A 14,388-nucleotide genomic window follows, 5' to 3' on the forward strand; every position below is an offset into this window, starting at 1 on the left:
ATGCTCTTAACCTACCTTATTCTAACGCTAAATTGGAAGCAACCAACAAGCTTATCAAGGACATCAAACGCCAAGCTTTTGGCTTTCGAAACTTCAAAAACTTTAAAACTAAAATTCTTATCGCTTTAAACATGCAAAGAGAGAGAACCAATCTGATTCTCTCTCGTGCTTAATTATAAGTCACCCACTACAGTTGACAAAGAGCCTTTAATATTGTCTAAACCGCTGATAGCGAGCTTCCAGCAATTCAGCCGTTGAAAGCAAGCTCAGCTGCTCTAATTCCTCAATAATTGCCGTTTTAAGATTAGCAAGAATTTCACTTGAAAAATAGCCGCGTTCAGGAATCACCTTATCAATGACACCCATCTTTTTCAGTTCCCCTGAGGTTAGTTTCATGAGTTCAGCCGCTTCAGAAGCACGGCTGCCATCCTTCCATAAAATCGAGGCAAAGCCCTCTGGACTCAAAATAGAATAAATAGTATTTTCAAGCATCCAGACCTTATCTGCGACTGCCAAAGCAAGAGCACCGCCTGATCCGCCCTCTCCAATGATAATGGCAATAATGGGAACTTTTAGATCGCTCATTTCCATAAGATTGCGAGCAATAGCCTCACCTTGGCCGCGTTCTTCTGCACCAACACCTGGATAGGCGCCAGCTGTGTTGATAAAGGTAACCACTGGACGGCCAAATTTCTCAGCCTGCTTCATCAGCCGAAGTGCTTTCCGGTAGCCTTCCGGATGGGGCTGACCAAAATTACGGTTGAGATTGTCCTGAAGATTCTTCCCTTTTTGAATACCAACAATCGTAACAGCCCTGCCATTAAGACTGCCAATACCGCCAATAACAGCACCATCATCACGAAAATTACGATCCCCATGAAGTTCAATGAAATCATCAAAAATACTTTGAGCATAATCAAGTGCCGTCAAACGACCTTGATCACGCGCCTCTTTTAAAATACGTGATACGTCACTCATTTGACACCTCCATGAAAAGACAATAATTTGCCTATAGTATCTGTCATCTCCGTTCGTTTGACAATGCTATCTACAAAACCGTGTTCTCGTAGAAATTCAGCTTTTTGAAAATCATCTGGAAGGGTTTCACGTACAGTCGTCTCAATAACGCGGCGGCCAGCAAATCCAATTAAGGTTTGAGGCTCAGCAATAATGATATCGCCTTCCATAGCAAAACTAGCCGTAACGCCGCCGGTTGTTGGATCCGTCAAAACGGTTAGATAAAAGAGGCCTTCATTTGAATGACGCTTAACAGCAGCTGAAATTTTAGCCATTTGCATCAGGCTCATAATGCCTTCTTGCATGCGAGCTCCGCCTGAAGCTGTAAAAATAACAACTGGCAGGCGCTTCGTGATGGCATACTCAAACAAACGAGTAATCTTTTCACCAACAACCGTTCCCATGGAAGCCATAATAAAGTTAGAATCCATGATAGCAAGAGCTGTTTTTTGTCCTTTAATACTGGCCACTCCTGTCAAGACAGCTTCATCAAGACCAGTTTTTTTACGAACTGCCACAAGCTTATCCTTATAATCAGGAAAATGCAGAGGATCTTTAGTTTCAATACCTGTAAAAAGCTCTTCAAAAGAACCTTTATCTACTGTCAAAGACAAACGCTCTTTGGCTGAGATACGAAAATTATAGGAACAATTTGGACAAATTTTAGCTGGACCTAAATCCTTTTGGTAGATGGATTGCTTACAGCCTGGGCACTTGGCAAAAAGTTCATCAGGAACTTCAGGTGCCTCACGCTTAGCTGTATGACGGACGGAGCTATTAGGATTGATACGAATATATTTTTCTTTTCTGTCAAATAATCCCATAAATCTTAATCCTCATTATTTTGATAATTAGGAAGAAATGTTTCCATCAAGAAAGAAGTATCATAATCGCCAGCAATAACATTTGGATTTGAAATCAAATCCAGCTGGAAGTCAGCATTAGTCACAAGACCTTCGATCTCAAGTTCGTAGAGAGCACGCTGCATTTTCATCAGTGCATCAAAACGATTTTCACCGTGAACAATAATTTTGGCAATCATAGAATCATAATAAGGCGGAATAGTATAACCGCTGTAAACAGCAGAATCCACACGTAAGCCAACACCGCCGCTTGGCAGATATAGATCTATAATCTTACCAGGACTCGGTGCAAAATTGAACTTAGGATTTTCAGCATTAATGCGGCACTCAATGGCATGGCCTGTGATCTTAATATCATCTTGAGTGACAGAGAGTTCTTGGCCTGCAGCAATACGAATTTGCTCTTTGACAATATCAACACCTGTAACAAATTCGGTGACGGGATGCTCAACTTGAACACGAGTATTCATTTCCATAAAATAGAATTCACCGATTTTTTCATCCAAAAGAAATTCAATCGTTCCTGCATTTTCATAATGGACAGCCTTAGCTGCACGAACGGCAGCTTCCCCTATTTTCTTGCGAAGAGTCTTACCAATAGCTACAGAAGGGCTTTCTTCCAGAACTTTTTGGTTATTTCGCTGAAGGGAACAATCCCTTTCACCTAGGTGAACAATATTGCCAAATGAATCGCCTAAAATTTGGACCTCAATGTGGCGAGCAGGGTAAATGACTTTTTCAATATACATAGCCCCATTGCCAAAAGCTGCCTTTGCTTCCTGAGAGGCTGACTCGAAGGCTGGAGCTAGTTCTTCCTCAGCATTGACCTTACGAATACCCTTGCCGCCACCTCCAGCAGAAGCTTTCAACATGACTGGATAGCCTAGTTTATTAGCTACAGCCAAGGCTTCTTGGGCTGTAAAAACCTCCCCGTCTGAACCTGGAATAACCGGCACATTAGCTTTAATCATCTCAGCACGCGCATTGATTTTATCGCCCATTTTATCCATGATGGATCCTGCCGGACCAATAAACTTGATATTCATTTCTTCACACAGGGTTGCGAATTTTGAATTCTCACTCAAAAAACCAAAACCTGGGTGAATAGCTTCTGCTCCCGTTACAATAGCAGCAGAAAGCACTGCATTCATATTCAAATAAGAGTCTGTAGATTTAGCAGGACCAACACAAACCGCTTCATCCGCTAAGATCGTATGAAGGGATTTCTTATCGGCTTCTGAATAAACAGCGACTGTCGAAATGCCAAGTTCACGAGCCGCACGAATAATACGCACTGCAATTTCACCGCGATTGGCAATCAATAACTTTTTAAACATAAAATAAGATAGCACGGACTCCTAAAAACCAAAAAGAAAATCAGATAATAAAATTGTTATTTCTTCTTCATTGAACGATTAGTCCAAGCTTGATTCCTTTCTATGTGATATAAACTCATCCTTTCTAGAAAATGAGTTTCAAAAACATGAGTTAACAAAATCGTACGGTGTCTAACTGGCACCAGCAGAATTTTCTAACTGCCAATAGCGAAGGTCAAAGTCCCTGACGCTGCCAATTTGCCATCAACTTCTGCCTTTGCTTCAACGACAGCAATGGTTCCGCGACGTTTGATAAATTTAGCTGTCATAACAAGTTGATCTCCAGGAACAACCTGTTTTTTAAATTTAACCTTATCCATGCCCGCATAAAAAACTAATTTGCCTTTATTTTCTTCCTTGGATAATTCCAAAACTCCAGCCGTCTGAGCAAGTGCTTCCATAATAAGAACACCTGGCATTACTGGATATTGAGGAAAATGTCCATTAAAGAAAGGCTCATTAATAGTCACATTTTTGATGGCAACAATTTCGTCATCTGAAACTTCAAGCACACGGTCAACCAAAAGCATGGGATAACGGTGAGGCAAAGCTTCTCGAATAGCGTTGATATCTATCGTCATTTGATACGCACCAATCCTTTTCCAAAATCTACAACTTCTTCATTGGCTACTAAAATCTCTGTAACAACACCGTCTTTGGGAGCTGGGACTTCGTTCATAACTTTCATTGCTTCAATAATCAGAAGCGTTTGCCCCTTTTTGACAGAATCGCCAACTTTAACAAATTCTGGTTTATCAGGAGATGGCGCAAGATAAGCTACACCAACAAGCGGGCTTTCTACCACATCACCTTCAGCAACAACTGAAGCTGCAGATGATTCTACTGGAACTGAACTTTCTGTTTGTGCCTCTTTTGACGGAGACGGCGCTGCAGATTGAGGAGCAACCGGTGCTGCACCTGTAGAAGGAGTCGGCTGAAAGATCTGCTCATTTTTTGAAAAAGCAAGCTCCTCATTGCCTGTTTTGTATGAAAATTCACGAAGGCTTGAAACATCAAATTGTGCCATTAAATCCTTGACTTCTGAAATATTCATATAATTTTACGCCTCCCAACGTTTGAATGCCAAAACTGCATTGTGACCGCCAAAGCCAAAGGTATTTGAAATAGCATACTGGATATCTGCTTCTTGACCTTGACCATAAACAACATTAGCCTCAATATCCTCTGAAAGTTCTTGAGTCCCAGCTGTCATTGGTACAAAATGATGGCGAATAGCTTCAATCGTTGCAATAGCTTCTACCGCACCCGCAGCACCAAGCAAGTGACCTGTAAAGGATTTTGTAGATGAAACAGGAACTTCCTTACCAAGCGTAGCGACAATGGCCTTACTTTCGCCCTTTTCATTGGCCTGAGTTGATGTTCCATGTGCATTAACATAATCAATATCTTCTGGCTTAATTCCAGCCTCATTGATAGCTAATTTGATAGCCTTGGCAGCCCCTGACCCATCAGGAGTTGGCGTTGTCATGTGATAAGCATCACAGTTTGATCCGTAACCGACGATTTCAGCTAAGATAGTAGCACCACGTTTTTGTGCATGTTCAAGACTTTCAACAATGAGAACACCTGCACCTTCACCCATAACAAAACCATTGCGGTCTTTGTCAAACGGAATAGCAGAACGCGCCGGATCTTCAGTCGTTGAAAGGGCTGTCAAAGCATTGAAACCACCAATACCAATTTTAGTGATTGAAGCTTCTGAACCGCCTGCTAGGATGACATCATGATGACCATATTTAATCTCACGAAAGGCTTCGCCGATAGCATCATTAGCTGATGCACAGGCTGTTGTAATAGACTTACATACACCTTGAGCACCAATCTTAAGAGCGATATTTCCAGCACCCATATTTGAAAGAGCTTTAGGAATAAACATAGGCTTGATCCGTTTCATCCCGCGTTCATGCATACGAATGATCTGATCTTCCAATTCCTGCAAACCACCGATACCTGATGATACAATAACACCCGTACGGTCACGATCAACAGTATCCATATCAAGTTTAGCATTCTCAATAGCATCCAAAGCAGCATAAATAGCATATAATGAATAGGTATCCATGCGGTTAGTATCTTTTTTGACAAAATACTTGTCAAATGGAAAATCTTGAATTTCCCCCGCATTGTGAACATCAATTTCAGATGGATCAAATTTTGTAATTGGTTTGATACCAATTTTACCATCATGAAGGCTATTCCAGAATTCTTCTGGTGTATTTCCGATTGGTGAGGTTACACCGTAACCTGTAACAACAACACGATTAGTAGACATATTTTTTACTCCTATGATAGAGAATTTTTTCTTAAAAATAGCAGAGCTGAGACACAGCTTCATTTTACTTTAAAAGCTGAATTGAAAGGGATTTTACTGCATGGTCATACCGCCATCAATAGCAATGGTTTGACCAGTCAGATATTCTTGCTGAGCCAAGAAAACAGCTACATCGGCAACTTGATCTGGTTTCCCAAAAGATTTCATTGGAATTTGTGCCAGCATAGCATCTTTCATTTTATCTGGAATGGCATCTGTCATATCAGACTCAATAAACCCTGGTGCAATAGCATTGACACGTACACCGCGCGCAGCAACTTCACGGGCAACAGATTTGGTAAAACCAAGCAGACCCGCCTTTGAAGCTGCATAGTTTGCCTGTCCAATATTTCCCATCAAACCAACAACAGAAGAAAGATTGATAATAGCCCCCTGACGTGCTTTAGTCATTGGCTTCATGACTGCTTTAGTCATATTGAAAGCACCTGTCAGATTGATTTTTAAAACAGCATCAAAATCTTCTGCTGTCATTTTCAGCATCAGCTTGTCGTTTGTAATTCCTGCATTATTAACAAGAATATCAACCGAACCTAATTTTTCAATAGCTTCGCTAACCATCTGATTGGCCTCTTCACTAGATGAAATATCTCCAGAAATACCAACAACCTGAACACCGTAATCTGCAAACTGCGCCAGCAATTCCTCAGAAATTGCAGAGCGGCCATTAAGAACTACATTTGCACCAAGGGCAGCGAATTTATGAGCAATGGCAAGACCAATTCCGCGAGTTGATCCTGTTACAAAGACATTTTTATTTTTTATTTCCATGATTACCTCGCTTTATGCATTAAGAAGTGCTTTGAAACTTTCTTCATCTTCTATCGCTTGAGCAGGCAGACTCTTATCAATTTTCTTGAGGAATCCTGATAAAACTTTTCCCGGTCCAATTTCAATGACTTCATTTACACCAAAATCCTGAATAACAGCAATTGAGTCATAAAAACGAACGGGCTCCATGACCTGCCTAGCCAGCAGAGACTTAACATCTGCTTCTTTCATAATTTTAGCTTCTGTATTGCCAACCAACGGTAAAGCAAAATGATTAAAAGTAACTTTTTCAAGTTCTGCTGCCAATTTGACACTAGCAGATTGAAGCAAGGCTGTGTGAAACGGTCCAGAAACTTTCAAAGGAATCAAACGTTTAGTGCCAGCTTCCTTGAGCAACTCAACAGCATAATTAACAGCTTCTACCTCACCACCAATGACGATTTGTGCCGGAGTGTTATAGTTAGCTGGTGTCACAACACCCTTTTCAGAAGCCTTCCGACAAATTTCTTCAATCAGTGCTGGATCAGTATTCATGACAGCAACCATTTTACCAGAACCCGCAGGAGCCGCTGTTTCCATAAATTCTCCGCGCTTAGCAACCAGAGAAACCGCATCTTCAAAAGAAAGAGCTCCAGCTGCTACGAGAGCTGAGTATTCTCCCAACGAAAGACCTGCGACAATATCAGGAGTATAGCCATTTTCTGCCAGCAAACGATAAATAGCTACAGATGTTGTCAAAATGGCAGGCTGAGTATAGCGTGTTTGATTGAGTTTTTCCTCATCATTATCAATAAGAGCGCGTAAATCATATCCTAAAATCTGACTTGCTGTATCAAATGTTTCCTTAACAATAGCATGATTAGCATATAAATCAGCGGCCATCCCCAATTTTTGGGCACCCTGACCGGCGAATAAAAAGGCACGTTTTGTCACTGTTTCTAATCCTTTCGACTGGTTTTTAGCTATCTACATCAGCCCAGCGAGCAGCCTGCTCATTAATAACTTTGGCAGCACCATAGTACAAATCTTTCAAGATTTCCTCACAGGTTTCTTCTTTGTGAACAAGACCTGCAATTTGCCCTGACATAACAGAACCATTGACAACATCTCCATCTACAACGGCATTACGCAAAGCACCAGCTCCCAATTCTTCAATTTCTTCTGCCGACTTTTTACCAGCTAAGAAATCCTTCTCAGCTTGTCCGTAAGCTGAAGAAAGCTTATTCTTAATAGCACGAACAGGGTGTCCAACAACTGAAGCTGACACAACCGTATCAATATCCTTTGCTTTTAAAATTTTGTCCTTAAAGTTCTGGTGGGCGTTTGATTCTTTGGCAACTACAAACCGTGTTCCAACTTGAATAGCTTCTGCACCTAGCATGAAAACAGCAGCTGCACCATTACCATCAGCCACACCTCCAGCACCTACAACCGGAATATCAACAGCATCAACAACTTGACGTACAAGAGTCATCGTCGTTAATTTGCCAATATGTCCACCGGCTTCCATACCTTCAGCAATAACTGCATCAGCTCCCAATTTTTCCATACGTTTAGCAAGAGCCACTGAAGGAACTACTGGTATTACTGTTATGCCCGCATCATGGAAACGCTCCATATACTTTCCAGGATTACCAGCACCAGTAGTGACGACTTTAACTCCTTCTTCAATGACCAAATCAACAATATCATCAGCAAAGGGAGATAAAAGCATGATATTAACACCAAAGGGTTTGTCAGTAATTGATTTTACTTTGTCAATATTGGCTTTCACAACTTCTTTAGGTGCATTACCTCCGCCAATGATACCGAGACCTCCAGCATTTGAAACAGCACCAGCTAAATCGCCATCGGCAACCCAAGCCATACCACCTTGGAAAATAGGGTACTTAATGCCCAAAAGTTCTGTAATTCGAGTTTTCATTTTTTACCTTTTTACCTTTTCGGAATTTCTAATCAAATAAGTAATTCAACAATCAAACTAATTGAATAAACAAAGGAGAATATCCCCATTAGAATATTCTCTGAGTTGTGCTTATTTAGTTTTATCTTCTACGTAAGCAACAAGGTCACCAACTGTGTTAAGACCATCTTCAGTTTCGATTTGAATATCAAACTCATCTTCGATTTCTGAAATAACTTGGAATACATCAAGTGAATCCGCATCAAGAGCCTCGAAAGTTGTTTCTTCCTTAACTTCCGATGCATCTTTACCAAGTTCTTCTACGATAATTTCTTGTACTTTGTCAAATACTGCCATTTTAAAGGTCTCCTTTAAGATAAATATATTTTCTTATAATCTATGCATATGCATAATTTATATAACTAGATTTTAACAATTAGACTGCCCCATGTCAATCCACCCCCAAAACCTGAGAGCAGAATCGTTTGAGAACCGTCTAATTTCAAGGTTCCATTTGCTATGCTTTCTGATAACAAAATGGGAATACTGGCTGCGCTGGTATTACCGTACTCCATCATATTGGCTAGGAACTTATCTCGCTCAACGCCAATCTTCCTAGCCATTTTATCCAAAATACGGATATTAGCCTGATGAAGCAGGAAATAATCAGGTTCCTCACGATCAGCCAGCAAAGTCTGAATACTCTTAGATACTGTCCGAATAGCAAAATCAAAGATAGAACGACCATCCATCTGCAAGAAAGGATTAACATCCTCTCTCACTGAAAAAGGTGATTGCAGCGCTGTAGCCCCTGATTCTAAGCCATCCTTGCTGCCGTCGGTATTAAGAGATTCTGCCAAGAAATGTTGCTGAGTGCTAGTTTCCAGCAAAACACCTCCAGCTCCGTCTCCAAAAAGCACAGCCGTTCTGCGGTCTGTCCAATCTAATGTTTTAGACAAAACTTCTGCACCAATAACGAAGCCCTTTTGATAAGCTCCTGATGAAATCAATTTTTCTGCAGTTGCTAGAGCAAAAACAAAACCGCTGCAGGCCGCCGTCACATCAAAAGCAAAAGCGTTGACAGCACCAATATTTCCCTGAACACGTGCGGCCGTTGAAGGCATATTCGTGTCAGGAGAAATCGTTGCCACCAAAATGAAATCCAATTCTTCAGCGGAAAGCCCTGATTTTTCCAATAAATCTTCAGCAACCTTTGTCGCTAAATCACTGGTGCTCTCTGTTTTAGAAATATGACGCTGACGAATACCCGTTCGTGACGAGATCCATTCATCACTGGTATCCATAATTTTAGAAAGGTCATCATTAGTTATGACTTGAGCAGGTACATAGTGCGCTGCTTGTGAAATTTTTGCGAATGCCATTATTTCAACTCCTCAAGAAAAGCATGAAGATTCTCAAGACCCTTTGCCATAACTTTCATTTCTTCTTCGTTAAAACCATCCGTGATATTCATCACCATGGATTTATGGAAGCGACGATGCAGGCGATAGACCAATCTCCCTTTTTTAGAAAGTGTCAAATGCACAACACGGCGGTCTATACGCGAGCGTGTGCGGATAATATAACCCTTTTGTTCAAGCTTATTGAGAGAAGTTGTTACAGTTCCCAAGGTTAGCATCAGCTCCTTAGCTACCGCACTAGGTGTTGTCTCTGGATGGGAACCAATCACATCAATCGTATGCATTTCCTTGATAGAAACATCCTTAAATTTTGAATTTTTTAAGCTGGCTTCTTCAATGATAATAACATTATTAAAAATATCAACCAGATATTCATTGATTTGATTATAATCCATAGAACAACTCCCTTCAATAAAGTTTGATTTTCAAATTATATCAGACTCAAACTAATTTTGCAAGCTTTTCTTTTTCTTATCTGCTTAATGTGGGGTTATTTACCTTGAAACTTCGGACGGCGACGTTCTCCATAAGCACGCACACCCTCTTTAAAGTCTTCTGTAAAGGCAAGTGACTTCTGCAACTCAAGTTCTAGTTTGGCATAATTCTCCCAACCAGAAAACTCAGATTCCCAAACCATCTCTTTAATGGCTTTGAAGGAATTGACAGAAGAACGATTCAATTTTTTAATGAGCTGACCAACCGTTTTATCAAGTTTTTCAGGTTCACAAATTTTGTAAGCAATTCCCCAGTCAAAAGCCTTTTCAGCCGATACTGGTTCACCCGTCATTGTAATTTGCGTAGCACGGTTAATCCCAATGGAACGGGTCAAAAGGTAGAGTCCTCCCGCATCAGGTGCAAGCCCTACACCAACAAAAGCTTGAATGAATTTGGCTTTATCGCTTGCAATTGTAAAATCAGCAGCAACCGCCAGATTAGCAGCAGCTCCCGCACACGGCCCATCAACTGCCATAATTACTGGCTTTGGCAGTTTCTTCAGAGCAAAGGAAATTTCATTGACTTGTTCTGCAATGCGCACTAGAGACTGAACATCATCAGCAGCAACCGCTTCTTGCATTTGAGCAAGATCTCCGCCAACTGAGAAAACTTTACCGTTAGCATTGATAACAAGAAACCTAACCCTATCATCTGCCTCTGCTTGTTTGATAGCATCCATAATCTCATCGCAAACAGGAATGTTAAAACCGTTTTGCACCTCTGGTCGGTTAAGTGTCAAAGTAGCAACATTATCCTCAACACTATAAAGAATAGTCTGATAGGTCATTTTTGACTCCTCCAAAATCATTTTTGTGTATAACTTTTCCTTGTTATATCCAACTTTTAAGCGTTATTAATTTGAAGAACAGATATTTTGATTATCAAATTTTTCTTCATCCATTCTAGTATACCATAGTCTTTGAAAAGGACAAGCAAAAAATGAGAGCTTTTTAATTCCTTTAATCAGACCAATGACTGACTAAATAAAACCTTTCCAACTTATCACAACTGTTCTCGGAGTTCCGTTAAACTATCAATCAATTTAGCGGCTGCCGACTGATCCATGCCAAAGCGTTTATCACGAATGGCCCAGACTTCCACACCAGCTGAGACGCCAGCGGCAATTCCCTTTTCACTGTCCTCAACGATAAGAACTTCTTCCTTTGAAAAGCCTAGCTGATGTATTGCTTCGTTGTAAATAGCTGGATCTGGTTTTGATTCTGGGAACTCTTCACCAGACAGAACAAGATCGAAATAAGTGCTCAGCTTATTTTCCGTCAAAGCCCTGATAATATCGGCCTTAACTGAGCTAGAAGCGAGTCCTATTTTAAGTCCTTTAGCTTTAACTACATCCAGAGTAGATTTGACATCAGCAAAAATCAAGTCTTTATAGGGCAGCGGATGATCAGCTTTATATTTGTTATAACCAACTTGCAAAGCATTGACATCCCACTTAGCTATATCATCACCTAAAATGTTTTCCCACACCTGCTTCATATTGCCGCCAATAAAAAAAGATGGTGGTAGGTGGGCAACAGAGATCCCGTGTTGCGCAAGATATTTAGCCCTACGGTTATAGTAATATAGCTCTGTGTCAAACAAGACACCGTCCATATCAAAAATAATAGCTTTCAATTCCATAACAGCCTCCTCAAAATCATATCACTCCATTCTATCACAGTTAGGTAAAGATTGAAAAATAGAGTGACAAATTGTCTGAATTTTGCTATCATTTTTAGTGAATATAGATTTCAGGAGTTCATATGAAAGTCATCAAATTTGGCGGAAGTTCGCTTGCTTCCGCAACTCAACTTGAAAAAGTTCTCAATATCGTTAAATCCGACAGTCAACGCCGTTTTGTCGTTGTTTCTGCCCCAGGAAAGCGCAGCCCCGAAGACACTAAAGTAACAGATGCTTTAATCAGATATTATCGCCATTATACCGAAGGTGATGATGTAAAGGCTGATCAAGAATGGATTATCAATCGTTACCAAGCCATGGTTGATGAGTTGGGATTTAAATCTGCTGTTATGGCAAAAATCACTGAAGCCATTACCAGTCTTGCAACTCTCCCCATTGAAAACAACAGCTTTTTATACGATACCTTCCTTGCTGCAGGCGAAGATAATAACGCTAAATTAATTGCTGAATATTTCCGTCATAACGGGATTGATGCACGCTATGTCCACCCAAGAGAGGCAGGAATTATTGTTTCCAGCGAGCCTGGAAATGCTCGTATTTTGCCAAGTTCCTACGACAAACTTGAGGAACTTCGGGATTCCGAAGAAGTTCTTGTTATCCCTGGATTCTTTGGCGTTACTGTTGATAATCAAATCTGTACTTTTTCACGCGGAGGATCGGATATTTCCGGTTCTATCGTGGCAGCCGGAGTCAAGGCTGACCTCTATGAAAATTTCACTGACGTAGACGGTATTTTTGCGGCTCACCCTGGTGTTGTTCATCGGCCGCATTCCATCCCAGAATTAACCTACAAAGAGATGCGTGAACTGGCTTATGCTGGCTTTTCTGTTCTGCACGACGAAGCGCTGCTTCCTGCTTACCGAGGAAAAGTCCCATTGGTCATTAAAAATACTAACAATCCTGATCATCCGGGAACTAAAGTTATTTTGGAACATAGCGGAGCAACTGTGCCAGTCGTTGGAATTGCTGGTGATGACAAGTTTGTCAGCATTAACATGACCAAATATCTGATGAATCGCGAGGTCGGATTCGGCCGCAAGGTTCTGCAAATTTTGGAAGATCTCAATATTCGCTGGGAGCATATTCCATCAGGTATTGATGATTTATCTATTATTGTTCGTGAACGGGAATTGACTCCAATCAAGGAACAAGAAATTATTTCATACTTGACGCGTGAACTTGGTGTTGACGATGTAGAAATTGAACATGGTCTTTCCATTCTTATGATTGTTGGGGAAAATATGAAAAATCATATCGGGGTGACAGCAACTGCTGCCAGAGCACTTTCAGACAATCATATTAATTTGGAAATGATCTCCCAAGGCTCAAGTGAAGTTTCTGTTATGTTTGTTATTAAAACGGAACAGGAAAAAGCTGCTATTAAAGCTATTTATCATGCTTTCTTTGGAGAAGAAAACGCATCAAATTAAAAATCAGCTGAGCCTGAAAGCTCAGCTGATTTTTTTATTACAAAATATTTTCGTAATCTTGACGTACAGCCTCTGGCCAGACTGATGTCTGTACCTCACCAATATGCTTTTTACGAAGCAGGAACATAGCCATACGCGATTGACCAATACCACCGCCGATTGTCAATGGGAAAAGACCTCGAAGTAAAGCTTGATGCCAATCAAATTGCAAGCGATCCTCATCTCCTGTAATTTTCACTTGACGTTTTAATGCTTCTTCATCAACACGAATACCCATTGATGATAACTCAAAAGCCGATCCAAGTGCTTCATTCCAGACCAAGATGTCACCATTGAGACCATGGTAACCATGTTCTGACTCAGATGTCCAATCATCATAGTCAGGTGCTCGGCCATCATGCCGCTGACCATCAGGAAGAACCCCTCCGATTCCCATAAGAAAGACTGCCCCATACTCTTTAGTGACTGCATCTTCACGTTCTTTTGGCGTCAAATTAGGATATTTTTCAACTAATTCTTCTGTATGAACAAAAGTGATCTTCTTAGGAAGCACAGCCTCAATATCATAACGGGCTTCAACTGCAAGTTCTGTCAGACGAATAACTTTATAAATCGTTTCAACCGTTTCTTTCAAATAAGCAATATCACGACGGCCATCTGGAATAACCTTTTCCCAATCCCATTGGTCAACATAGACCGAATGAGTCGCATCCAGCGAATCCTCATCTGGGCGAAGAGCTTTCATATTGACAACAAGTCCTTCCCCTTCATTGAAACCAAAACGCGCCAAAGTGTGACGTTTCCATTTAGCAAGCGAATGAACCACTTCATAAGTAGCATCAGGAATTTGCAGCACATTAACGGTAACAGGATTTTCAATACCATTTAAATTATCCTGCATCCCATCTCCGACCTTACTCAAAATAGGTCCTTGTACTTCAACAACATCTAGTTTATCAATCAAATACTGTGTAAAAGTATTTTTTACAAAGGAAATCTCCTCTTGTTGATGAATAAAGCTTTTTTTCATGTAATGCTCCTTTTCTGAATCATGATACCCA

17 protein-coding genes are annotated in these 14,388 nt (G+C 40.7%); 2 read left to right on the top strand and 15 right to left on the bottom strand.

What is annotated here, in order from left to right; all coding sequences use genetic code 11:
* Positions 1 to 173 (top strand): transposase (locus ACVRZ8_RS09470; protein WP_447449126.1); only part of this gene is annotated, 173 nt, incomplete at its 5' end.
* Between the two features lie 34 nt (positions 174 to 207).
* Here the strand turns inward: ACVRZ8_RS09470 and ACVRZ8_RS09475 are convergent.
* From ACVRZ8_RS09475 to ACVRZ8_RS09540, 14 genes are all read right to left on the bottom strand, one after another.
* Entirely contained in the window at positions 208 to 978 is a 771-nt protein-coding gene (locus tag ACVRZ8_RS09475) for an acetyl-CoA carboxylase carboxyl transferase subunit alpha (protein ID WP_447449087.1), read from the bottom strand.
* On the bottom strand, positions 975 to 1,841 hold the full coding sequence (gene accD / locus ACVRZ8_RS09480) for an acetyl-CoA carboxylase, carboxyltransferase subunit beta (RefSeq protein ID WP_447449088.1): 867 nt from the start codon (positions 1,839 to 1,841) through the stop codon (positions 975 to 977). The genes ACVRZ8_RS09475 and accD overlap by 4 nt, the downstream gene beginning before the upstream one ends.
* A gap of 5 nt (positions 1,842 to 1,846) precedes the next feature.
* The gene (locus ACVRZ8_RS09485) at positions 1,847 to 3,217 is read right to left on the bottom strand and encodes an acetyl-CoA carboxylase biotin carboxylase subunit (protein WP_447449089.1); all 1,371 of its coding nucleotides are present in this window, start codon (positions 3,215 to 3,217) and stop codon (positions 1,847 to 1,849) included.
* A 194-nt stretch (positions 3,218 to 3,411) separates the two neighbouring features.
* Positions 3,412 to 3,837 carry a 3-hydroxyacyl-ACP dehydratase FabZ gene (gene fabZ, locus ACVRZ8_RS09490; RefSeq protein WP_447449090.1) on the bottom strand — a complete coding sequence of 142 codons (426 nt, stop codon included), beginning with the start codon at positions 3,835 to 3,837 and terminating at the stop codon, positions 3,412 to 3,414.
* Positions 3,834 to 4,310 carry an acetyl-CoA carboxylase biotin carboxyl carrier protein gene (gene accB, locus ACVRZ8_RS09495; protein ID WP_447449091.1) on the bottom strand — a complete coding sequence of 159 codons (477 nt, stop codon included), beginning with the start codon at positions 4,308 to 4,310 and terminating at the stop codon, positions 3,834 to 3,836. The genes fabZ and accB overlap by 4 nt, the downstream gene beginning before the upstream one ends.
* A 6-nt stretch (positions 4,311 to 4,316) precedes the next feature.
* On the bottom strand, positions 4,317 to 5,549 hold the full coding sequence (gene fabF, locus ACVRZ8_RS09500) for a beta-ketoacyl-ACP synthase II (RefSeq protein WP_447449092.1): 1,233 nt from the start codon (positions 5,547 to 5,549) through the stop codon (positions 4,317 to 4,319).
* Between the two features lie 93 nt (positions 5,550 to 5,642).
* Positions 5,643 to 6,377 (bottom strand): 3-oxoacyl-[acyl-carrier-protein] reductase, encoded by a 735-nt coding sequence (fabG, locus tag ACVRZ8_RS09505; RefSeq protein WP_447449093.1) that lies wholly within the window; start codon positions 6,375 to 6,377, stop codon positions 5,643 to 5,645.
* Positions 6,378 to 6,389: 12 nt separating this feature from the next.
* Complete coding sequence (gene fabD, locus ACVRZ8_RS09510) at positions 6,390 to 7,310, bottom strand: ACP S-malonyltransferase (protein ID WP_447449094.1); 921 nt, start codon at positions 7,308 to 7,310, stop codon at positions 6,390 to 6,392.
* Positions 7,311 to 7,335: 25 nt separating this feature from the next.
* Positions 7,336 to 8,301: an enoyl-[acyl-carrier-protein] reductase FabK gene (fabK, locus tag ACVRZ8_RS09515; RefSeq protein WP_447449095.1), complete on the bottom strand. Its 966-nt coding sequence runs from the start codon at positions 8,299 to 8,301 to the stop codon at positions 7,336 to 7,338.
* A gap of 111 nt (positions 8,302 to 8,412) precedes the next feature.
* Positions 8,413 to 8,637: an acyl carrier protein gene (locus tag ACVRZ8_RS09520; protein WP_447449096.1), complete on the bottom strand. Its 225-nt coding sequence runs from the start codon at positions 8,635 to 8,637 to the stop codon at positions 8,413 to 8,415.
* Between the two features lie 65 nt (positions 8,638 to 8,702).
* Positions 8,703 to 9,662: a beta-ketoacyl-ACP synthase III gene (locus tag ACVRZ8_RS09525; protein ID WP_447449097.1), complete on the bottom strand. Its 960-nt coding sequence runs from the start codon at positions 9,660 to 9,662 to the stop codon at positions 8,703 to 8,705.
* A complete protein-coding gene (gene fabT / locus ACVRZ8_RS09530; protein ID WP_447449098.1) occupies positions 9,662 to 10,096 on the bottom strand; it encodes a fatty acid biosynthesis transcriptional regulator FabT in 435 nt (144 codons plus the stop codon). The genes ACVRZ8_RS09525 and fabT overlap by 1 nt, the downstream gene beginning before the upstream one ends.
* A 95-nt stretch (positions 10,097 to 10,191) precedes the next feature.
* The gene (locus ACVRZ8_RS09535) at positions 10,192 to 10,983 is read right to left on the bottom strand and encodes an enoyl-CoA hydratase (protein ID WP_447449099.1); all 792 of its coding nucleotides are present in this window, start codon (positions 10,981 to 10,983) and stop codon (positions 10,192 to 10,194) included.
* Between the two features lie 215 nt (positions 10,984 to 11,198).
* Positions 11,199 to 11,837 carry an HAD family hydrolase gene (locus ACVRZ8_RS09540; protein WP_447449100.1) on the bottom strand — a complete coding sequence of 213 codons (639 nt, stop codon included), beginning with the start codon at positions 11,835 to 11,837 and terminating at the stop codon, positions 11,199 to 11,201.
* 122 nt (positions 11,838 to 11,959) lie between these two features.
* Here ACVRZ8_RS09540 and ACVRZ8_RS09545 point away from each other — a divergent pair, with 122 nt between their 5' ends.
* Entirely contained in the window at positions 11,960 to 13,327 is a 1,368-nt protein-coding gene (locus ACVRZ8_RS09545) for an aspartate kinase (protein WP_447449101.1), read from the top strand.
* 37 nt (positions 13,328 to 13,364) lie between these two features.
* Here the strand turns inward: ACVRZ8_RS09545 and asnA are convergent, their stop codons facing one another.
* Positions 13,365 to 14,357, bottom strand: a complete 993-nt coding sequence (gene asnA, locus ACVRZ8_RS09550) for an aspartate--ammonia ligase (protein WP_447449102.1) — start codon at positions 14,355 to 14,357, stop codon at positions 13,365 to 13,367.
* Between the last annotated feature and the right edge of the window lie 31 nt (positions 14,358 to 14,388).

Source organism: Streptococcus dentiloxodontae, from assembly GCF_053206925.1.